General features: G+C 42.2%; 16 protein-coding genes and 1 pseudogene. 10 read left to right on the top strand and 7 right to left on the bottom strand.

The features are described from left to right. Window positions 1–273: 273 nt before the first annotated feature. The 4 genes and pseudogenes from ED605_RS00795 to ED605_RS00785 form a co-directional block, all read right to left on the bottom strand. A pseudogene (locus tag ED605_RS00795) lies at window positions 274–600 on the bottom strand (C40 family peptidase); the annotation flags it as partial. A gap of 31 nt (window positions 601–631) precedes the next feature. Continuing rightward, window positions 632–760: a hypothetical protein gene (locus tag ED605_RS14835; RefSeq protein WP_263852920.1), complete on the bottom strand. Its 129-nt coding sequence runs from the start codon at window positions 758–760 to the stop codon at window positions 632–634. Between the two features lie 69 nt (window positions 761–829). Then, window positions 830–1,021 (bottom strand): hypothetical protein, encoded by a 192-nt coding sequence (locus tag ED605_RS00790; protein ID WP_225419008.1) that lies wholly within the window; start codon window positions 1,019–1,021, stop codon window positions 830–832. Window positions 1,022–1,106: 85 nt separating this feature from the next. Further along, entirely contained in the window at window positions 1,107–2,012 is a 906-nt protein-coding gene (locus ED605_RS00785) for a GH25 family lysozyme (RefSeq protein ID WP_121977036.1), read from the bottom strand. Between the two features lie 426 nt (window positions 2,013–2,438). On the opposite strand from ED605_RS00785, the gene ED605_RS00780 reads away from it, so the two are divergent. The 4 genes from ED605_RS00780 (at window position 2,439) to ED605_RS00765 (ending at window position 10,558) form a co-directional block, all read left to right on the top strand. Beyond that, entirely contained in the window at window positions 2,439–5,060 is a 2,622-nt protein-coding gene (locus tag ED605_RS00780) for a YfhO family protein (RefSeq protein ID WP_121977035.1), read from the top strand. A 206-nt stretch (window positions 5,061–5,266) separates the two neighbouring features. Then, on the top strand, window positions 5,267–6,169 hold the full coding sequence (gene gnd, locus ED605_RS00775; protein ID WP_121977034.1) for a phosphogluconate dehydrogenase (NAD(+)-dependent, decarboxylating): 903 nt from the start codon (window positions 5,267–5,269) through the stop codon (window positions 6,167–6,169). Between the two features lie 277 nt (window positions 6,170–6,446). Continuing rightward, the gene (locus ED605_RS00770; protein WP_121977033.1) at window positions 6,447–7,418 is read left to right on the top strand and encodes an AraC family transcriptional regulator; all 972 of its coding nucleotides are present in this window, start codon (window positions 6,447–6,449) and stop codon (window positions 7,416–7,418) included. A gap of 425 nt (window positions 7,419–7,843) precedes the next feature. Then, window positions 7,844–10,558, top strand: a complete 2,715-nt coding sequence (locus tag ED605_RS00765; protein ID WP_121977032.1) for a family 78 glycoside hydrolase catalytic domain — start codon at window positions 7,844–7,846, stop codon at window positions 10,556–10,558. 148 nt (window positions 10,559–10,706) lie between these two features. Here ED605_RS00765 and ED605_RS00760 read toward each other — a convergent pair whose 3' ends face one another. Continuing rightward, window positions 10,707–11,381 (bottom strand): GntR family transcriptional regulator, encoded by a 675-nt coding sequence (locus tag ED605_RS00760; RefSeq protein ID WP_121977031.1) that lies wholly within the window; start codon window positions 11,379–11,381, stop codon window positions 10,707–10,709. 202 nt (window positions 11,382–11,583) lie between these two features. On the opposite strand from ED605_RS00760, the gene ED605_RS00755 reads away from it, so the two are divergent. The 5 genes from ED605_RS00755 to gntK all read left to right on the top strand — a co-directional run bounded on the left by ED605_RS00755 (window position 11,584) and on the right by gntK (window position 18,459). Beyond that, window positions 11,584–13,209 carry a mannitol dehydrogenase family protein gene (locus ED605_RS00755; RefSeq protein ID WP_121977030.1) on the top strand — a complete coding sequence of 542 codons (1,626 nt, stop codon included), beginning with the start codon at window positions 11,584–11,586 and terminating at the stop codon, window positions 13,207–13,209. A gap of 14 nt (window positions 13,210–13,223) precedes the next feature. Beyond that, window positions 13,224–14,648, top strand: a complete 1,425-nt coding sequence (gene uxaC, locus ED605_RS00750) for a glucuronate isomerase (protein ID WP_121977029.1) — start codon at window positions 13,224–13,226, stop codon at window positions 14,646–14,648. Between the two features lie 122 nt (window positions 14,649–14,770). Further along, window positions 14,771–15,655, top strand: a complete 885-nt coding sequence (locus ED605_RS00745) for an aldose 1-epimerase family protein (RefSeq protein WP_121977028.1) — start codon at window positions 14,771–14,773, stop codon at window positions 15,653–15,655. An 84-nt stretch (window positions 15,656–15,739) separates the two neighbouring features. Further along, entirely contained in the window at window positions 15,740–16,732 is a 993-nt protein-coding gene (locus ED605_RS00740; protein WP_121977027.1) for a D-isomer specific 2-hydroxyacid dehydrogenase family protein, read from the top strand. 188 nt (window positions 16,733–16,920) lie between these two features. After that, window positions 16,921–18,459, top strand: a complete 1,539-nt coding sequence (gene gntK, locus ED605_RS00735) for a gluconokinase (protein WP_121977084.1) — start codon at window positions 16,921–16,923, stop codon at window positions 18,457–18,459. Window positions 18,460–19,020: 561 nt separating this feature from the next. Here gntK and ED605_RS00725 read toward each other — a convergent pair. Together ED605_RS00725 and ED605_RS00720 are read right to left on the bottom strand one after the other, a co-directional pair. Next, on the bottom strand, window positions 19,021–19,638 hold the full coding sequence (locus ED605_RS00725; protein WP_121977025.1) for a hypothetical protein: 618 nt from the start codon (window positions 19,636–19,638) through the stop codon (window positions 19,021–19,023). A 163-nt stretch (window positions 19,639–19,801) separates the two neighbouring features. Next, window positions 19,802–20,589, bottom strand: a protein-coding gene (locus ED605_RS00720; protein ID WP_370824322.1) for an IS5 family transposase whose coding sequence is annotated in 2 segments (ribosomal slippage) — window positions 19,802–20,298 and window positions 20,298–20,589 — 789 coding nt in all. Because the reading frame shifts where the segments join, the coding sequence is not laid out codon by codon here. 220 nt (window positions 20,590–20,809) lie between these two features. On the opposite strand from ED605_RS00720, the gene ED605_RS00715 reads away from it, so the two are divergent. After that, window positions 20,810–22,450, top strand: a complete 1,641-nt coding sequence (locus ED605_RS00715) for a glycosyl hydrolase family 28 protein (RefSeq protein ID WP_121977024.1) — start codon at window positions 20,810–20,812, stop codon at window positions 22,448–22,450. Window positions 22,451–22,495 lie beyond the last annotated feature (45 nt).

Here is a 22,495-nt window from a genome sequence, read left to right as displayed (position 1 = left end):
AGCTGTCCTAAGAAAGTGAGCGGATTCAAGCGGTTAGACTTCGGAATGTAGGACGTTAATTTTGGGAATCCCGTTCCTGGATTTTTAAAATTAATCTCCTACATGTAGAAGTCTGCTTGAAGGAGCTGTCCTAGGAAAGTTAGTGTAGCCCAGCGCTTCATCCACTAAAACCAAGGTTCTAAAATCGCTCACACCCAAGAATTCAGAAAAATGTGCAAATTAAAAGAGCAGACTTTCATGATTTGAAGGTCTGCTCTTTAGTATATAAACAATTTAGTAAGATAAGTCGGTTGGGTGTGAAAAACCAACAACGTGCCACCAAGGTGCGTAAACTTGTTCAGTAACGACACCACGATTTTGAGAATCAATCATCCGGCCGTTGCCGATATACATACCTACGTGGGAAATACTTGACTTGCTGGAGCCAAAGTAAACCAAATCACCCTTTTGAATGTTCTTTTTAGAAATTTTCTTGGTACCGTTGTATTGAGCCTGAGCGGTTCTTGGCAAGTTTTTGCCGATTGACTTTTTGTAAACGTATTGGGTAAAGCCGGAACAATCAAAGTGGGTTGGGCCGACAGCACCGTAAACGTAACTAGTGTAACGTATCTTTGATATACTTAAAAATTTACTAATCAGTTACGAGCGTAATATCGGGATACAAGGAGCGCAATTTAATGCGGGCATCCGCGGTTGTGAACTGCCAATGAATCGCTTTTTTCGCATCGGTCAGGGTAATCTGATATTTAATGGGGCGCATCGATGATCATTCCTTTAACTTTTTCCCCAGCATATCAAGAAACGACGATTATCACAATAATTTAGCTTTTCAAAGATACGTTACACTAGTCCCCAAGTGTTTTTTAGCTTCTTTATAAACAGCTGAGTAGTGAGGCTTATCCGTGCTGGCGGCATTGGCTGCTTGAGCAAATGACAGTGCAGTGACTGCAAAGCTGAATAGTGCAACAACAAACAAAAGTGGTTTTAAAACTGATTTGATATTTCTATGGCAATGAGACACGATAATAATTCCCCTCTATAAATAAGTGTTTGAGAAACTGTCTTATGACAGTGTGTGATACTGAGTGTTTTTTCAAATGAATGAGCTAATCGGAAATATATGCTTTATTAGCAGTAATATAGTTTCCGTTGGTTAATTGAAACCGGTAGGCGCCGTTAGTTGAGCGGGCGATCTTTTTAACAGTCAATTTTTTACCGGCTGTGAGTTTAGTCACGCGCTTTTTAAAATTAACGTCTCGATATTCATAAATGTTACGAGTAGTGGTCACTTTTTTAGATGATGGCAAGGACGTGAAGTACGTTGGCTTGGCCACATCAGCTGAAGCTGCCTTAAACCATGAGTTCACTACAGACGGTTTCAGAGCTTTACTTAAATCAACGTTGCCGCTGATACCGCTGACCCGACCCTTTGAGGTGTATTGCCAAAGATCAGCTGAAGCAGTCGGCTTTTTCGAGTAGTTGGCAATCCAAGAACCATCGAACTTGGAGTAATTGATTTTATGAACGGCAACGTAGTTATCGTATGAATAATAAACTAACGGTTTGTTGGTTAATTTTCTCATTTGACTCAACCAAGCGTTGACGTATGATTGCTCGGAGCCACTCCCTTTTCGGTGTTCATTATCGAGTACGTAGAAACGGGCACCGGCGTTGGACCGCTTGTAAAAATCGCGGGCCTCTTTCTTGGCGTCGGCAACGCTGCTAAATTCTGCGTAACCATATTGGCCAAACGGAATGCCGTATTTTTTGGCGCCGTTTGCGTTAACGTTTCGTTTTGAATCGATTCGAAAATCAGCATCGCCAGTGTCACCGTGTTGGACACGGATGATGGCGTATTTTAGATCTTTAGCCGCTTTTTTCCAGTTAATGTTTCCTTGGTATTGAGAAACATCGGCGATCTTGGTTTTGCTGGCGCTGACTGTTGTGCAAATGGTAAATGCAGCAAGTGCCCCCATGAACAAGCCAGCTAATTTTTTAAAATTAAGTGTCATCGAATTGTTCCCCCTTTAAAACTACAAGCCCTAGTATAAGGGAAAAATGCTACATAACAGTCTCAAGACTGTTTCATAAAGATTAAACATCAATTTCACAATTTCCTCACATCAAGGTGTTGCTGATCTGACGCGACCTATCGGCAATCGTAGGTTATTAAATTAAGAAAAAATAATTCATCTTTTTCCCTATAAAACGAAATTACGGCAAATAATACCAATAAAATTGATAAAAAAGCCTTAAATGTTACAGGTTAAGGCAGTTAATCGTAATATTTTGAAGGAAAATAATAATTGTTGGTAAAAAGATGACCACTTTTGCGTATATAAAGTATGAGTAGGTTATACTGAATAAGATTTGAGCGATAACTGGTTTGAAAAGATCTTTTTGCTTACTAAAAGGACTATTTGGAGAGATATTTGATCATGTTAACGAAAACCCCAAGCAAGCATCATGTTAAATATAAGTTAACGGCAATCCTGTTGCCGATATTGGTGATGACGCTACTATTTATGATTATCGGGATTGCCCCATTTGGCTCCAAAAACCTGTTAATCAGTGATTTGTCGACTCAATATTTGCAATTTTTTGCCGAATTGAGACGGCAGTTGTTACATCTGTCGTTTTCAAGCTATTCATTTTTAATTTCAATTGGTGACAGTTTGGTACCGGTATATGCTTACTATCTGCTGAGTCCGCTTAATTTAATCGTCGTCTTTTTCGACCCGGCTCACTTACCAATTGCCATTGATTTGATTATTTGGTTGAAGATTATTTTATGTAGCTGGTCAATGACTTGGTTTTTGAGTCATAAATACGGACAATTCGATTTAATGACCATTTGCGGTGGCTTGGCTTACGGTTTGTGCGGCTTTGTTTCGATGTATTTTTATGATTTAATGTGGCTGGACGCACTGATTCTCTTACCAATTATGGTTGCCGGTTTGGAAAAATTAGTTGGTCAGTGCAAACCGTGGTTATATGTTTTTGGGTTAACCGCGATTATTTTGACTAACTACTATATGGGCTACATCATTTGTGTCTTCAGTCTGGGGTATTTTGTTTATTTATTGATAAAAGCACAACCAGCGGGAGTTGCCTTAATGCATCACATCAAAGACCGGCGGGGGCAAATCGGCCGTTTCTTGTGGTATTCGCTATTGTCGGGAATGCTAAGCGCCATCGTTTTGGTACCAACCGCAATTTCGATGATGTCTACTGGCAAAAAGGAGCTTCACTTGCGTAATTTTGCGTTAAAAGGTGCTTTTGGACCGAGTTTTACGGTCAACCTTGGCTTTGGCGGCAATGATTTTACGGGTCGCTTGGTTCATAATCCCAGCATGTTTACCGGTTCGCTATTTATTATTCTGGGAATTGCCTATTTTTTCTCAAAACGGATTTCATCACGGAATAAACAGGCAACTGCCTATTTACTGGGAGGGATTTTTCTGGGAATGTGGTTATTGCCGTTAAATACGGCGTGGCATCTTTTCCAGCGGCCAGCTGGGTTTCCCTTCCGAATGGTTTTTCTCTTTAGTTTTGTTTTGATCATGATTGCCTACGAAGGTTATTTAAAAAAGATTTTTGAGGAAACCAAATTAATTTTAATTTCAACGGGGGCTTTAGGGATTGCCATCTCGATTGGCTATCTTTGGGCCAACCTGTTTAGTGAAAAAATGACGCCTTTTAAGTTCACTACCCCTCAATTATTTGTCAATAACTTTATTTATGTGTTGGTTTTGGGCTTTTTGGTAGTTACCGCAATCGCGATTATCACGCTTACCGATCGTCAGCTTTCAAGTCGGGTAATTTTAAGTGGGATTTTAATTTTTGAGTTGATGTTGAATTTTTTTGTGGCCACTAGGGATGCACCGTTTGTCAACCAGCACCAATTCGAAAAACGTTATTATCAATCTGAGCAAGCTATTCGACGGGTTCAGCGACTAAAGTTTACCCAAAATAAATTTTATCGGTTGCTAGTCATGGATCATCCTTACCGAGATATTTATCAGATCCCATATAGTGGTTACAATGATTCACTGCTTTTTGAAAATCATGGTATCAGCTCATACAGTTCGACCCTGAATTCACACACCCAACATGTCTTAGCCAACCTTGGCTTTTCAAGTCGAAACATTCGGCGCATTGATATGTTGGGCGGCTCGGTGGTCACAAACTATTTATTTGGCATTAAATACAACTATATCATTGGCCAACACAGTCAAGAACTGATTATTCGGCCAAATACGGCTCAACTTGGCTTTATGGCCAATCAACGAATTCAAACACTTCGTTATCAACCTAATCAGATTTTTAAAAATTTAAATGCACTGGTCCAAGCCGAGTCGGGAACTCGCCAACAGTACCTCTATCGACCGAAAGTAACGGGATACCAACAGTCATTGGTCAAAGGGGTCTATCATTATCGATTGCAACTACGGGCGACTACCAGCGGGCCGCATTATCTTTACATTCCCAAGGTCCGTCTGTATCACGTGGCTTTTTGGGTGAATGGCGCCAAGCTTTCTAATACTTACAGTGGTCTTGGGACAGAGATGATTCCAATTGGAAACCTCCAAAAGGGGCAATTGACGACAGTTCGCCTGCATGCCACCAAGCGGTTAAAAGCGATGCCGCAAATTGCAGCTGGAGTTGATTTGAAAAAATTCACGGCAGCTACTGCGCAATTTAAGCATCATCAATTTGACTTACAGGATGCAAGAAACATTAATCGGCATGGTGGTCATTTTAGAGGGACAGTGACAGTCTCTAGGCGTAATCGGACATTGTTAATGAGTTTTCCTTATGATCAGGGATGGACGTTGCATGTTGATGGTCACCCCCACAAATTAATTAAGGTTGCTGATGGGTTAATCGGCGCTAAATTAACACCGGGAAAGCATCGATTGGCTTTTAACTACCACATCAGGGGATTGGCCCTAGGCGCATTGATTAGTTGCCTGGCGGTTGTTTTACTAATCGGCTCTGGTATTTGTCAAAAGAAACGGTCTGTTTTTGTAAAACATTTACATTATCCTAGTAAATGATTTACAGATTCCTTGAACGGAATTTTGTAAGATAAATCCTATTCTAAAGGGGATTAAGTCCAATTTTAAAACCAATTTACACAATCTATAAAAAGTTTGAAAAAAATTTACGCATAATGCTTGCGAAAATTCTTTTCAGATTATATAATGATTTTGGTAAAGGGTAGTAAGAAACTAGTATATTAGATGAAAGAGGTACGATTCTTATGCAAATTGGTATGATTGGTCTTGGAAAAATGGGCCTTAACCTTGTTAAGAACATGATCCGTAACGGTAACGAAGTCGTTGCATTTGATTTAAATGAAGATAATGTCAAACTTGCTCAGGAAGCTGGTGCAACACCTGCTTCAAGTAACAAAGATCTTGTCAGCAAATTAAGTGCTCCCCGCACTGTTTGGATTATGGTTCCGGCCGGCAAGCCAACTGACTCAACGGTTCAAGAATTAGTCGATCTGCTTTCAAAGGGCGACTATTTGATCGATGGTGGGAACTCCTTCTATGAAGATTCGATTCGTCATGGTAAGATTGCGGAAGCAAAAGGTGTTAACTTCTTTGACTGCGGAACTTCAGGCGGTAAGAACGGTGCTTTAAACGGTGGTAACTTCATGATTGGCGGTACCAGCGCCGAAGCTTTTGAACATATTAAACCATTGTTTGAAGACATCTCTCAAAAAGATGGTTATCTTTACACTGGTAAGCCGGGTTCCGGTCATTATCTTAAGATGGTTCATAACGGCATTGAGTATGGGATGATGGAAGCCATCGGTGAAGGCTATGATGTGTTGGATCACAGCCCGTATGACTACGATAACGAAGCGGTTGCCAAAGTTTGGGTTAACGGATCAGTTATTCGTGGCTGGCTCATGGAATTGGCACAGGAAGCCTTTGCCAACGACGCCAACTTGGATCAGATCAGCGGCAAGATGTTCTCATCAGGCGAAGGTAAGTGGACCGTTCAAGAAGCCCTTAAACAAGGCATTCCGGTTCCAGTTATTACGGATGCACTCTTTGCTCGTAACCGATCAATGGAACAGGATACCTTTACTGGTAAAGTGGTTTCAGCATTGCGTCACGGGTTTGGTGGCCATGCCATGGATATGAAAAAATAAATTGAATTAACAATTCCTTTCATCAATGTGTAGAGAAGATGGCCTCCCCACCTATGGAAAGGTGATTCTTAACTCACGTTGATCAACTAAAAAAAGTGCGACTTTTTAAAAAAGAGTGGCGCTTTTTTAGTGCGGACTAACCAGTTTGTTGCAAGGGTTTTCGGGACTATACTTATTGACTATTTGCTGGTACGCTAAGATCAGGCTGAATCATAGTGGGTAACGCTTACAAACAGGGGCTGCCCGCAACTTAATTGACACGATTGGGGAAATAAGCATGCTTGATTCAATTTTGAATAAACTAATGAAAACGACACCGGCTGAAAAGGAACAGTTAAAAAGTTTTGAAGTTCATGATGATATTCCAATCGATGCGTTTGATCCCTCACTATCGGAAAAAGAACACGCACCGGTTTTGAATGATCGCTTTTTTAGAAATAAACGGATCTATGTTAGCAAACATAATCGTTACGCCCCTTATCCGGAACACTCACACACTTTCTTTGAAATTAATTACATGTTGCGAGGATCCTGTGATGAGGTAGTTGATGGTGAGAAGCTTCATTTGGAAACCGGCGATGTTTTATTGATGGATATCGGCAGCCGGCATTCGATTGGCTACCTTGGCACCAATGACCTCCTCATTAACATTCTTTTCCGAAATCGGGACATTAATTTGGAATTACTGAACGGGTTGCGCAGTAGTCAAAGTGTTTTTTACGAATTTTTATTAGATCGTAAATTTGGCAGCCGAGGTGAGCTTCGACACCTGCTGTTTTCCCATAAACAGGTTGATGAGGTTCAGGAGACCCTCGATCGGATTATCGACGAATATTATTTACAAAAGGAATTCGCAGATACGATAATTAGTGGGTATTTGTCAATTTTGATTGCCCAACTGGTTCGCAACTACCATGTCAAAGTAAAGCGGCCGACGTCCAAATCTCAACAGTTGGTTTTGAAAATGCTTCAAGATATTGACCGCGATTTTCAAACAGTCTCGCTTGAGCGATTGGCGACTAAATATAAGTATAATCGGAATTACCTCAGTAACGTTTTTAAACGGGAAACCGGTGAAACCTTTTCGGAAGCTTTGAACAAACAACGAATGCGCAATGCCCACATGTTACTGACTTCGACAGCCTTGCCGGTGACCGAAGTCATGAAACGGGTAGGGATTAGTAACAAGGCGTTCTTCTATAAAAAGTACATGGCTTATTATCAAATCACACCGGGCAGTCAACGATAGCTTGGGTGTAAGAGAATGAGTGAGTACTGATTTGAAAACCTGACTTGAATTTTTGAGTCGGGATTTTTGGGCTGCAAAAGTGGCATATGAGTAATCGGCCAGATCCTATTTTTTGTGGCGAGGAGGGACACGATAATTCTTGAAAACTGATTAGTTTGAGAAATTGATTTGTGAATTGACAGCCATATTTACGTGTTAAGAGTATCAAATGTACATTTTTATGAATTGGGATTTTTAAATGAATCATAAAGAAAACACGTGATTTAATAGGGAAACCTTGTCCTTATGGCACAAAACATCCTGAAATTGAAAACGGTTTCTTGCCCTTTTATGGTTCACAAGCTATGCTTATCATTAATGATATATTAGTTTGGCGTCTTCATTGCGCAAAAAATCGTTGACGCTAATTCGGAAAGGAATTAAAAATGACTCAAACAACTCAGAAATTATTAATGCCGACTCACTTGAACGTTAATCTATTGTCGTTTGCCTATAACGTTGAAAAGTCACCTGCTTTTAGTTGGTGGGATCACAGCCGCCTTGAAGATAGCCAACAAACAGCTTTTCAAATTGTAATTTCACGGCGGTTACACGAACTGGCCAATCAAACTTATTTGTTTGACAGTGGCTGGGTAACGTCAGCTGAGAATACAGCGGTTAAGCTTCCCAAATTTTCGTCAGTGTTACAGCCCGGAGAATTATATTATTGGCAGGTTCGGATTAAGGATAATCACGGTAGTGTCAGTGATTATTCAGAGCCTAATAAATTTATCTGTGCCAAAGAAATTGTCAGCCAACCCAAAGGAATTTGGGCGGCTAAAACGCCGACAACCGGTGAGGAACTGCCTAAGTTGGGGAACGTGGTCTTTTTGAGAAGTCCGCAAATGACTTTAGACCCCGCTGATGTTGATACTGCCGTCATTACAGCCTTCTCCCGTGGCAATGAACCAATTTTTGCGCAAGGCTTTGATTTATTTATGAACGGTCAAAGTGTTGGGGTAGGTTCGGCACGGCCTCAAGCTGATTATTATGGTAGGGATCAAACCGGTATCTACTATAACCAATACGATGTCACGGAATTAATCGAAAACGGTAAAAATGTGGTTAGCGTTTTGGCAACTGCCAGCTCAGCCAGAAAGGCGTTTTGGGGACAGCTGACGTTATATAAGACTGATGGCACCATTGAACAGGTTCTAACAACCGATAGTTCCTGGAAAGCGCTAGATGGTAGCAGCGCTTTCGGCGATTTTGGTGTTAAAATGCGCAGTCTGTATTTTGGGCAGGTTTCTGAAAATGTTGATATGCGATACTATCCGCAGGGATGGACGTCGGTTGACTATCATCATGAATGGGATCATGCCTGGGTCAATCCTAAAGTGATGGTAGCCGATAAGGAAGTCCTGGTGCCTTACCGCAGTGAAAATACGTTGCGAGTTGAGTCACACGAAGCGACCAAACAGTTAAGTCAGTTGGGACCCCAAAATTACCTGTTGGATTTAGGCAAGGAGATTATCGGTGGCGTTAAAGTGCGACTTAACAGCCAATTGACGCAGCGGGTGACGATTCTAATGGGTGAGCAGCTGACTGATAACGGTCACGTTCGCCATCACTTGGCTTGTGGGCCGGATTACGTCGAAAACTGGACTTTGGTTAAGGGTGAAAATGAATTTACGACACTTCAGATGAAAAACTATCGGTATATTGAATTAGTCGGTTTTCAAGGAAAACTTGAATTAAATGATATTACCGGTTGGGCTATGATCCAGCCATTTTCAGAAAGTGACGGCACATTCACCAGTGATAACGAGTTGCTAAATCGTGAATATGAGTTGTCAAAATACACGATCAAGGCAACTAATCAGGACGTGTTTGTCGATTCTCAAGCCCGCGAACGCCGACCGTATGAAGGTGATCTGTTAGTAAATGGCAATACCAGTTACGCCGTGTCATCCCACTATTCATTGGCCAGACACTCATTGGATTATCTGATCGACAATCCAACTTGGCCGGAAGACTACAGGTTATTTAACGTTGAAATGGCTTGGCTGGACTATTTATATACCGGTAATGCTGATTTGCTTAATCGACGCTATGATGATTTGAAAGTTAAATTTAATCGGGGGAAGGGTGCTGATAGTTTTGATGGTGCGTCTCAAGACTTTGTTGGGACGTTGCGAAACGGTAAAGGAATTGATAACTTTGATGAGCAGGTCGGCTTGGTAACCAACGACGGCTTAATTGATTGGCCGATTCGTGAACGGGATGGCTTCGTTGAAGGAGAATACAATACACCGTTTAATGCCATTTATTACGGCACCTATCTGATCATGAGCAAAATTGCCAAATTAACTGGTCACCGGACTGATGTTGATTTTTATCGAGATCGGGCCAACCGAATTAAGCATGAATTGATCAGTCGATTATACGATGCCGAAACTGGTCGATTTTACGATTCGCTAAATCAGGATCTATCAGTTAACCGGCATACTTCTCACCACGCCTCTGCCTATGCATTGTGCTATGGTGTGTATGACAATCAGGAGATGGCTGACAAACTTAGTCAATTTGTTGCCAACAATGGCCAATTTATTGGTAGCGTATATTTCATCTACTTTATGTTAAAGGGCTTAATTGATTCAGGGCATGCGGACGCTGCCGTTACGCTGTTGACCAACAGTGATAATCGGAAAGATCAAAAAACGTTTGCGGCGATTTTGGATCAGCTCAAGGCGACGATTACCCCCGAAGCTTGGAGCAATACCTACAAACCAAACTTAACGTTATCCCATCCATGGGGTGCCACGCCAGGCTTGACGATTGTTCAAGGAATTATGGGGATTAATCCAATTGAAGCCGGCTTCAAAACGTTTAGTATTAAAGTCCGCCCCGGTAACTTGACTAATTTACGGGTAACAACACCGTCAGCTCGTGGACTGATCAAAGTCGCTTATCAAAAACAGGCACAAGCAGTTCAGCTAAAAGTTGATATTCCAATGAATACCAAGGCAGTACTCGATTTGGAAAATCAAAGTCAATCAATTGTTGTGACCGACAGGGCTGGCAAGCAGTTGAATTGTCAAATCTCTCAGAATAAGCAGTTGCAGTTACCGTCTGGACAGTATGAAGTAACGTATCGATGATGGTTAAAAATAGCTGACACTGGCTAAAAGTGGCAAATAGAAATTTAAAGCTCCCGCTGAATCAACCTGGATAAAGATTGATTCAGCGGGAGCTTTAAGTTCATTAAGGTTCAGTTACTTTGCAAAAGAAGTTAGTAGCTAGACAACGTCAGGCTTCTTCGTAATTTTTAAAGTAATCGGGGTAAGCATCCAAGACTTTCTGCTTTTCCAGCAACATTAAATGAAGGTGTTGGGTAACCAGAAAGGTCAGATCATCAATGTCCCGTTCCAAGACGGCGTTAAAAATCCGTTGGTGCTGATCTAACAGGGTACTCCAATTAAGTTCGCTTTCTTTTAATCGTAACCGCCGGAAACGGTTTAACTGGGTATTGTTAATTTGCAGCCACTGCCAGACGGTTTCCTTATTAACGACCTTATAAAATTCATGATGGAAGTCCTGATCCAAATCAAAAAAGTTGTCCGGCTCATTGTTCATTGCCGTTTTGGCTTGGGATCTGAGGTTAGCTTCCAAAACACGTTTGGCATCGTCTGTCATCTTAACAGCTGCGTCGACCATAATGTTGGGCTCAATGCAGCCACGGACAAAGCGGGCGTCTTTGGCATCTGCCATATCAATTTTAGTGATGTAGGTACCACTTTGGGGAATCACTTCGATTAATCCCTCACGTTCAATCCGGATAATTGCTTCTCTGACTGGTGTTCGGCCAAGGTTTAACTCTGAGGAGATGGTCTTTTCGGAAATCTTTTGGCCGGGGATGTAGTCAAAATGAATGATTTTATATTTAATTTCGTTGTAGGCATCGCTTCGCATGTTATCCATCATCGATCTTAACTCCTTTGTATACGAAGTTAATCTTAGCATAAACTTGTTAAAAAGTTAACGTAAACCGGTGAAAAAAGAAGGGTATTGACAATCTGGTATATCAGAATATAATGAGATTGAAAACGGATTCAGTAGACTTGTGTATCAGTTTCGAACCATTTTGTTAAAAACGCTGATCCGAGACCATTTTAGGAGGATTTCCATGGTAAAAATTACTGATAATTACTTAACTGATAAAAAAGCATTTACCGATGCGGGCATCAAGGTGCCTAGTTATGATATCGCACAAAAGACCGGGGCTACTCGCTGGGTCCACTTTGGTGGCGGTAACCTGTTTCGGGCTTTTCACGCGGCGATTGCTGATCGCTTGCTTGAATCCGGGAATCTGGATTCGGGGATTGTCGTTGCTGAAACCCATGATCCGGATGTCGTCAAAGGTGTTTACAAACAATATCATGATCGGATTTTACGAGTGGTCACTCACGCAGATGGTCACTTCGAAAAAGAATTATTTTCGTCGGTTTCTGATGCGCTCTTCTTTGCACCTGATCATCAAGAAGAATGGGCTAAACTATTTAAGATCTTTGAAAATCCAGCGCTTCAATTGGCGACCTTTTCAATTACCGAAAAGGGCTATAACCTTTGGGATACCAATGGCAATCTTTTACCAGCCATCCAAGAAGACATTCAAAATGGTCCCAAAGCGCCGAAAAATAACATGGCCAGCTTGACGTCACTCATGTTTGCCCGCTTTAAAGCCGGTAAATTCCCAATTGCACTGGTCAGCACCGATAACTTCTCACAAAATGGTGAGCGGCTTCAAAAGAGTGTCCTGACAATTGCGCAGGGTTGGGCTGAAAATGGGTTGGTACCATCCGAGTTTATTGATTACCTAAAGGACGATCAAACAGTCAGCTTCCCGTTGTCGATGATTGACCGAATCACGCCAAACCCATCCGATGCCGTTTCCGATCAACTGAAGAAAGACGGTTTTGAAGACTATCGCATTCTTCACACATCGGGCCATACCAACATTGCGGCCTTCACCAACACTGAAGAAACCCATTACCTGGTAATCGAAGATGATTTTCCAAATGGCCGACCTGCTTTGGATAAAGCTGGTGTGATTTTGACCGATCGCGATACGGTTAACGATGCCGATGAGATGAAAGTGACGACTTGCTTGAATCCGTTGCATACAGCACTGGCAGTTAACGGAAGTTTGTTGGGCTTTAACTCCATTGCAAAGGAAGTCAGTGATCCCGATATGCTCAACCTGATTAAACAGATTGGTTATGTGGAAGGATTACCAGTGGTCACGGATCCTAAAGTCATCAACCCGAAGAAGTTTATTGATCAGTTGGTCAACAAGCGCTTACCAAATCCTTACATTCCGGATATGCCACAACGGATTGCAACTGATACATCACAAAAATTGGCAGTTCGTTACGGCGTCACGATTAAGCATTATGTGGATGATCCAAATCGGCAACCATCTGATTTAAACTTTATTCCGTTGGTTCTGGCAACCTGGTGCCGTTACTTAATGGCCATTGATGATCAGGGCAAGTCGTTTACCCCAAGTCCCGATCCACTATTAAGTGAACTCCAACCAAAGGTCAGCGATATTAAATTGGGTGAACAGACAGACGTCCATGCTCATTTGAAGGACATTTTGTCAAACAAATCCATCTTTGGTCACGATCTCTATGAAGTTGGTTTAGGGGACAAAGTTGAAGCTTACTTTGCTTCTCAAATCAGTGGCAAGGGTGCCGTTCGCAAGACACTTGAAGAGACGTTGGCAAAATACGCAAAAGATGTTGACTAAAGGAGATTTTAACTTTGACTTTATTAAATGACGACTTTTTACTGACCACACCAATGGCTAAGCGGCTGTTTCACGATCATGCAGCCAAAATGCCGATTATCGATTTTCACTGTCATTTGGATCCAAAAGAAATTTACGAAAACAAAAACTACGAAAACATCACCCGGATCTGGATCTATCAAAACGGTTTCGGGGACCACTACAAGTGGCGGTTAATGCGGGCCAATGGGGTACCTGAGAAGCTGATCACCGGTGACGGGGATGATTATGATAAATTCATGGCTTGGGCCGGCACGATTGAAAAGGCAATTGGTAATCCATTGTATGAATGGACGCATTTGGAGCTTCGTCGCTTCTTTGGGATTGACGATGTCTTCAATCGCAAGAGTGCACCAGGCATCTGGAAGAAAGCCAACGAACTTTTGAAGACTGATGATTTTAAGCCGCGTAGTTTAATTAAGAATTCCCACGTTCAAGTGGTTTGCACGACTGATGACCCGGCTTCGGATCTGAAGTATCACAAATTATTGAAAGCCGAAGAGGATCAAAACGGCTTTAAAGTACTGCCGGCAATGCGTCCGGATAAGGCTTTTAACTTGAAAGCTGACGGTTATAATGACTATTTGAAACAGTTGGCGGAAGTTTCAGGCGTTCAAATTACGTCATTTAAGACCTTGGTTGCCGCTTTAAAGCAACGGTTTGAATACTTCCAAAGCCTAGGTGGCCGACTATCCGATCACGGCTTGAACTTCTTCCACTTTGTGCCAGCCACTGAGGGTGAGATGGATGCGATTATCGAAAAAGCGCGCAGCAATCAACCCCTGACTGCCAAGGACGTTGATCAGTATCAAACCATGCTGGTTGAAGCCCTGATGAAGCTAAACAAAGAATTTGGCTGGACCATGCAGTTCCATATGAATGCGGTTCGAAACGCCAACAAGCCAATGTTCAAGCAATACGGACCGGACGGTGGCTTTGATTCGATGGGCACCCAACCTGACTTGGCTCAGGAATTTATGAAGCTGCTAATTGAAATGCAGACTCAAAATCAAATTCCACGGATGATCCTATACTCACTAAATCCAAACGATTGGATGCAGTTAGCAACCGGGATGGGTGACTTCCAGCAGGATGGCGTTCAGAAATTACAGCTGGGAGCTGCCTGGTGGTTCAACGATACCTTTGACGGCATGAAACGCCAGTTGACCATTATGGCCCAACAGAGTCTCTTACCAAACTTTGTGGGCATGCTGACGGATTCGCGCAGCTTCCTTTCCTATCCACGGCATGAGTACTTCCGACGAGTTCTCTGCAACGTGATTGGTGAATGGGCAGCTCGTGGTCAGGTACCTGAAGATGAAGATTATCTGGGCCAGATTGTGGAAGATATTTCGTATAATAATGCCCACGATCAGTTCGGCTTCTTTGGCGAAAAATAAATTGTCATATTAGAAAGCGGCCAACCTGCAAACATAAATGATCGGTGAACATTGTCAAGATTAGCATGATTAATTGTGTTTGTGGGGAGGGCCGTTTTTTACTGATTTTAGGGAGTGGCAGAATGCAAACGATTCAAAATAACCGGTTTCGGGCTGACATTGATGAGCATGGCGCCCAGTTAATCCATTTGATTAACGAAGAAGCGAAGTTTGACTATATCTGGAATAATGACTTGTGGCCGAAGCATGCCCCAATTTTATTTCCGGCAATTGGCCGTTCAAATGACGATGCTTATTTGGTTGATGGCAAACGATACGAGATGCCGCAACACGGTTTTGCGGGGGATGCTGAGTTTGAGGTGGTTGACAAAACTGCTGATCGGGTATCGTTATTGCTGGCTTCAAATCCAGCAACTAAGAAATATTACCCGTTTGAGTTTAAGTTACGGGTAATCTTCAGTTTGACTGAAACCGGGCTGGTTGTTCACTTTGACGTCAAGAATGACGGTGAGGCAGATTTGTCCTATTCACTGGGGTATCATCCGGCCTTTAACGTGCCGATTAATGGCGAGGGGCAGTTTGATGATTATCGATTGGCCATTGAGCCGCCTCTTGATGAATTGGCAACTTACGAGATTGTTAAGAAACCCAATCCTTACCGTTCAGGAAAGATTGATTCTTTGCCTAACTATGACCACGGCATCGTTAAGTTGGATCACCAGATGTTTGAAAAGGGCCTGTTGATTATTAAGACACCAGGCATCAAGACAGTTAAGCTTTATTCGCAAACTGATACATCACATTCGGTGACCGTCAACGTTGCGGATTTTGATCACGTCACGCTTTGGACTAAAGAGGGAGCCAACGCGCCATTTCTGTGCATTGAACCGTTTAACGGCTTACCGGATGTGGCAGGCGAACTGGTTGAACTGGCAGATAAAGAAGGTAATCATCACACTAGTGCTGGTTTAACGTCAAGCTATGAGGTTAAAATTGATTTGGAGTAGGTTAAAAACGTTTTGACAATTAACGTTAATTGAACTAGTATATCAGTGTAAGCAAGATAATAAATTTTTGAAGGAGCATTTCTGATGGCATATAACATCGCAGTTGTTAACTCAAGCAGTTTCGGACAAGTATTTACAGAACACTGGCAGGAATTGGAAAAGGTCGGGACGATTAAGCGGTTTATGTTGCCGACCGATATCGATGGTAAGTCATTAGCTGAAAAGCTGCATGGCTTCAACATCATTATCGCAAGTGTTACCCCATTCTTTAACAAGGATTTCTTTGACAATAAGGATGAGACCTTATTGATCTCTCGTCACGGGATCGGTTTTAACAACGTGGATATTGAAGAAGCTAAGAAGCACGGTACTCAAGTAGCGATCGTACCGCAAAAGGTTGAACGAAATTCCGTTGCTGAAAACGAACTAGCCAACTTAATGGCCCTGGTTCGTCGCGTCGTTCCATCATCAGAACGTGAACGCGCCGGTCGTTATCAAGATCGGGCCCAGTTCATGGGGAACCAGTTTAGTGGCAAGACCTTTGGCGTGATTGGCTGTGGCAATATCGGTAGCCGAGTCGCTGAATTATTCAGCGTCTTTGGTGGCCCGGTATTGGTTAACGATCCGCATCCGGCAGTTGAACCTGAATGGTTTACTAACCACAATGTTGAACGCGTGGACTTGGAGACATTGTTATCCCGTTGTGACTACATTTCATTAAACGCTTCGTTGGACGATTCAAGTCTCCACATGATTAACGCTGACGCCTTGAAACACCTCAAGAAGGGTGCTTACATCTGTAACAATGCCCGAGGTGCTTTGGTGGTTGAAGATGCCATCAGTGATGCCATTGAAAGTGGCCAGTTATCCGGCTATGCATCTGATGCCATGGAAGTTGAGCCTGTTAAAGCCGACCACCCATTTTTGAAAAATGACAGAATTTTGCTGACACCACATACCTCCGCTTATACTTACGAGTGCTTGCATGGGATGGGTGAAAAGTGTGTCGATGATGTCAAGAAGGTTGTCGCAGGTAAGCGACCGGTTCGTGAATTAACCCATACTTTAGATGACTAAAATAAAGACTGATCGTTGATATCTGATCAAATGAACTGCGTGACGGGGAAGGAAGCAACTACCGGCTCATGCAGTTCATTTTTTGTCCTAAAGGCAAGTCTGACGTAAATGAAAGCGCTATTGACAAACTGATATATCTGATTTATGATTCTGGTATATTAGTTATTCTAGGAACGGAGATTTTAATCATGGATTATATTATCGGAATTGATGTTGGCACGACCAGCACCAAGGCATTGCTATACGACACCGATGGCAAAATATACGCCAAAGCAAATAAGGGATACACTCTTTATCAAGATACACCGGATATGGCTGAAGAGGATCCGGATGAAATTTTTAACGCGACCCTTTCCGCTATGCAGGAAGTGGTTTCCAAGTCTGATTTGGATGGCAAGGTGGTGGCAATTTCCTGGTCAGCTCAACAACATAGTTTGATCGCGTTGAATGAAAACCACAAACCATTAATGCGAACGATGACTTGGGCAGATAACCGGGCGGAGCGTTATGCGGCTGAGTACAAACAAAACGGTCGTGGTCTGGCATTTTACAAGCGAACCGGGCTGCCAATCCATCCTATGGGGCCGTTTTACAAATTACTCTGGTTAAAAAATGAAAAACCGGATTTATTTAAAAAAGCTGCTTACTGGGTCGGTATCAAAGAGTATATTATCTGGCGGTACACCGGCGTTTTGAAGGAAGAGGTCTCGATGGCTGCTGCCACCGGTTTACTGAACATGAAGTCGGTTCAATGGGACGAACAGGCGTTAAAGGAAACCGGCATCAACTCTTCCCAGTTACCTGAATTGGTTGATACTACCGATAAGTTCCAGGGAATTCATCCCGAATACGCCAAAGTGATGGGCGTGGATCAAGACGTTTACTTTGTGATGGGGGCAACGGATGGCGCCCTTTCAACAATTGGCGTTGGTGCGATCGATACCGGCGTTTTGGCAATTAACATCGGGACATCAGCCGCAATTCGGACGTTTGTGGACAAGCCGGTGATTGATCCCAAGGCTCGTTTGTATTGCTACCCGATCATGAAGGGTAAGTACCTGGTTGGCGGTCCGATTAACAACGGCGGCATTATTCTAAATTGGGCTCACGATTCATTATTTGGTGCTGAACAGGAAGCTGCCAAACTATTGGACATTGATTCGTATGATATGCTGTCCAAGATTGCGGCAACCGTTCCAGCTGGTTCGGACGGGTTGATTTTTCATCCGTATTTGGGTGGCGAACGGGCACCATTGTGGGATGCCAACGCCCGCGGCTCATTCTTTGGCTTAAACCGGAAGCATACCCGTGCCCACATGATTCGGGCAGTCATGGAAGGGATTATGTACAATCTGTATTCCGTTTCGCTGGCACTTAAGGAAGTCTCCGGCGAACCCAAAGCTGTCCTGGCTGCCGGTGGCTTTGCCCGCTCACAACTTTGGACACAGATGATGGCTGACATCTTCGAAAACGAAATTGTCATTCCGGAATCTTATGAAAGTGGTAGTTTGGCTGCGATGTTCTTGGCTAAAATGGCGTTAGGGATGGAAGATAACCTCGCCGATATTAAAAAGTACCTCGGTAAGGAAAATCATTATCAACCAAACGAAGCGACCTTTACCCGTTACCGGAAGCTGATCCCAATCTACATCCGCTTGAGTCGCGACTTTTCGACAGAGTATAAGGATATTGCGGATTATCAACGGGAGTTTGCGGACGAGAAATAAAAATTAATTGAATAAGTGCTTTTAGAAGGCTTTTAGTTATGGATGGTGATGGGCAACCACACACGGATTTACTGGAGAAGTAACAGTCTTAGCCTAATTGACCATCTCCTATCAAAAAGAAGTGGCTGGGACATAAGTCGGAAAATGGTCACAAATCAAAGGAACCCCGTGTGATCAGCACGATAAACTGTTGATATACGGGATTTTTATTTTTACTAAAGAGTGAAAGTGCTTAAAGTTGTTTATTCCCAAACATGACAAGGCATGCTTAAGGAAAATTAGCTAGTTTTTATGGTCTATGGCTTGATATATCAGGAAATAAGCATTTTTGAGTACTTTCACTTTTTAGTCAAGAAATCATTTAATTATTCCGCCTATCCCACATGATTTTTAAAATAATGACACAGATAAGGAAGGTTGTTGCACCGATTCCAACCCATAAACCTTGTTGATAAATTCCAATGAAATTCTTGATTGTCTGGTACAATCCCCAGGCAATGAAGATCAAAAGGATTACTGTTGCAATCCGAATTATAAGCTTTTTCATACATTCATCCTATATTAAGCCAAGATGCCGAGCACATCAACAATTATTTCGGCAGAAGTTCCTGCAGCAGATTTTGACAGCCCAGCATTTCTTAGTAAGTTGGTGAGATCAGTGACAAAAACTTGACCGCTCGCTACATTGATGGTTTTTTGCCAAATGCTTACAAATTTCTTTTCAGAAACCCAGCTTCCGATCAATAATGAAACTTTTGAGTACATCTTCTTTGGAAGGGTTCTTTCAACATACCTCATTCCATACTTTCCAACGAGAGTAGCCATGAGCTTCCAAGCTGTTTGATTGGGACCGTAAATCGGATCGTTTGTTTGGGGATTATTTGAATCTGGAAGAGATTCGCTAACTTCTTTCAGGGCTTCTTTAGCGAGTTCTTTGTCTGATTCACTTAAAACAATATCATTGTCAATTCTACTAGTATCATAGTCTTTGGCTGGCATAGCAGTATTGTCCTTTAAAGCGTCAGTATTAGCAGTTTGTTTATTTTGGTTGTCACTAACGCTTAATGTGTTCGTATTCCTATACTCAGTTTGAGAAGCATTTGCGGTCATTGTTGGGACCAATGCTCCCATGATAGTAATAATCGAAAATGAGAGTGCTACGTGCTTAGCTAATTTCATAAATGTATCTCCGTTCGCTTTTATTTTTTACGATAATAACCATAACATATATTTATAGTTATATAGAATAATTCACACAATCTTCGAAATATCTTCACATAAAGGAATGCACGTTCGTAAAAACGACATAATTTATTCACATTTAAGAACCTGTTTTTAATCTCTAACAACGTCGCAACAGAATGGCGATGAAAGCCAGCGCTACCATGACGTGACTGGTTCTCAAATAACGTTCACAGTTCCACCATAAACGACGACATTTGTCCAACCAACTAAAGCTGCGTTCAATCACCCAACGTTGTGGCGTAACCTGACCGTGGCGGAGATCATGTTGTTTGGCAATCACTACTTCGGCGCCAATCAGGCTTTGAACGACTTGGGCAAAGTTTTTCCCTGTGTAGCCACCATCCGCCATGACACGTTTAACCAAGCGGAACTGGTCCGGATTTAATGTCAATAAGGTGGTCGCCCCGCGACGCTCGGAAACGTTGGCCGTGGTAATGTAGATAGCTTGCGGAAAGCCATTAATGTCAACGGCCAAATGCCGTTTAATGCCGGAGATCTTTTTACCGTCATCATAGCCTTTTTGCTGGGCAGTTTCGGTATTTTTAACACTTTGAGCGTCGAGAATTACGAATGTAGTGGGTACCGAACGGCCCAAGTGTCATCGACTTTGAGCGACAATTTTTTTAAAATCAAATCTAATCGACTGAATCCTTGCTCGTTGATCGGTTCCGACCAGCGGCAAAAATACCCACAAACGGTTTGCCAATTCGGAAAATCATGGGGTAACTGACGCCATTGGGAACCGGTCCGTAAAATATATAAGACGGCATTGAAAACGTCGTAGAGATCCACTTGACGCGGTCGCGTTCGTCGACGAGCCGCTTCTAAATCGGGGCGAATCAGTTCAAATTGTTGACGCGTAATATCACTCGGGTAGCCAGTCATCAGTTATCACTTTTTTAAAACAGATCATATCGAATTGAGCCGGGACTTTTCGACCGAGTATAAGGATATTGCGGATTATCAACGGGAGTTTGCGGACGAGAAGTGAAGGTTAACATTATAAAATTCCGGTTTTGTGAACTTGTCGAAATGAGTCATTGATAAGGATAACTGGAATTTTTATTTTTATTTTTTGTAAAGGGCTCATAAAGGAAGGTGCCAAATGGCGAATCTTAATTTAGTTCCCAAAAATTTAATGGTTGCACCAGCAACACTATCAAGTGCTAGCGTCGCTTTAGTGTGGGAAAAGCCTGCTGAGCAAAGGGATGTCACTGGTTATCAGGTCAATGTATCCAATCATAAGATACTTATTAGAGCAGCTGCTCAAACTCATGTTACGGTAACTGGTTTAAAACCTGCTACCAACTATGAATTTAAAGTAACAACGATTTTAAAAAATCATGATTTAGCTGATGCCGCTGCAGAGTTAACAGTCACGACAAAACCGGGAAGCAAAGTCATCAACTTAGCTGACACTTATCAAGTGGATATTGCTGGAGAAAAGATTGAAACAGCAAACTTACAGCGGGCGATTAATGACCTTCCTGAAAATGGCACATTATTGATTCCAGAGGGAGTCACCATCTTAACGGGTGCAATTGATCTCAAATCAAATATGACGCTTCAGGTTGATGGCATATTAAAGGGCAGTTTGAATCCGGCCGACTACACTTATTCACCAGCACAGCAAAGGCAGTTTGCAGGAAAGGCTAATCTAGACGGCTTAATTTTGACTCGTTACGAAGGCTGGGAAATGTATTGCTACCGCAGCTTGATTAATGCCGGTTATTTGAATCCAGATGATCGATCAGTTACAAATTGTGAGAATGTTACAATTTGTGGTCAAGGCGTTATTTATGGTGGTGGTAACAAACTCGGGACCGCTATGAAAAAGCTTTATGCGGATAAGAAAAAATATCTTAAATACGTTTCAGACAACATTGGGGGGCGGCGTGTTCGTGGCCGACTATTAAGCTTTATTCAGTGTAAAAATGTTCATTTAACTGGGATTACTGTTCAGAACCCACCCTGCTGGACGATTCATTTAATTTATTGCGACTATGTCACTACCCACGGAATTCATGTTAAATCGCAGGGTGTTGATAACGGAGATGGTTGGGATCCTGATTCTAGTCGTCATTGCATGATTTTTGATACAACTTTTGAAACTGGGGATGACTGTATTGCAATTAAATCAGGAAAGAATCCCGAAGGTAATCAGATCAACCTCCCATGTGCTGACATTCGAATCTTTGATTTAGAAATGATGGGCGGCCATGGACTGGCGATTGGAAGTGAAGAATCGGGTGGAGTTCAAAATGTATCAATTAGAGATTGTCGAATTCAAAACACAGATTACGGGATTGAATTAAAGGCGAGTGCCTCCCGTGGTGGTTATATTAACGGCTTTTCGGCTCAGGACTGCATAATTGATCGATTTTTAGTTCACGGTGTCCAGTATAATTTGGATGGTTCAAGCGCAAAGTCAGTACCTGAGTTCAAGAATATTAAGCTGATAAATGTTAGAATTACGGGAAGCTCTAAGGATTATGACGTGGCTGGTCATTTAATTAATAATCGTCAGCAAGCAATTGAGTTAGTCGGTTTTGACTCTCCTGATGATCCAACGGACGATACCGGCTTTATTAGTGATGTTAGCTTGAATGATGTGAAGTTAAAATCAGATAATGTACTTATAATCGACAAAGCTAGAAATGTGGCATTAACTCATGTCACAACGATGGATGGGAATCCCCTATCATTGAAAATTGGTAACTCAATCAAAAAAATTGTGATTAATTAGAGAGTCAAACGAATTTACTGAATTTAAGCAAAAGAGCAGTGCATC

Source organism: Lentilactobacillus raoultii (genome assembly GCF_900411375.1).
Lineage (GTDB): Bacteria > Bacillota > Bacilli > Lactobacillales > Lactobacillaceae > Lentilactobacillus > Lentilactobacillus raoultii.
This window is presented reverse-complemented; position numbering and strand designations above follow the sequence as displayed.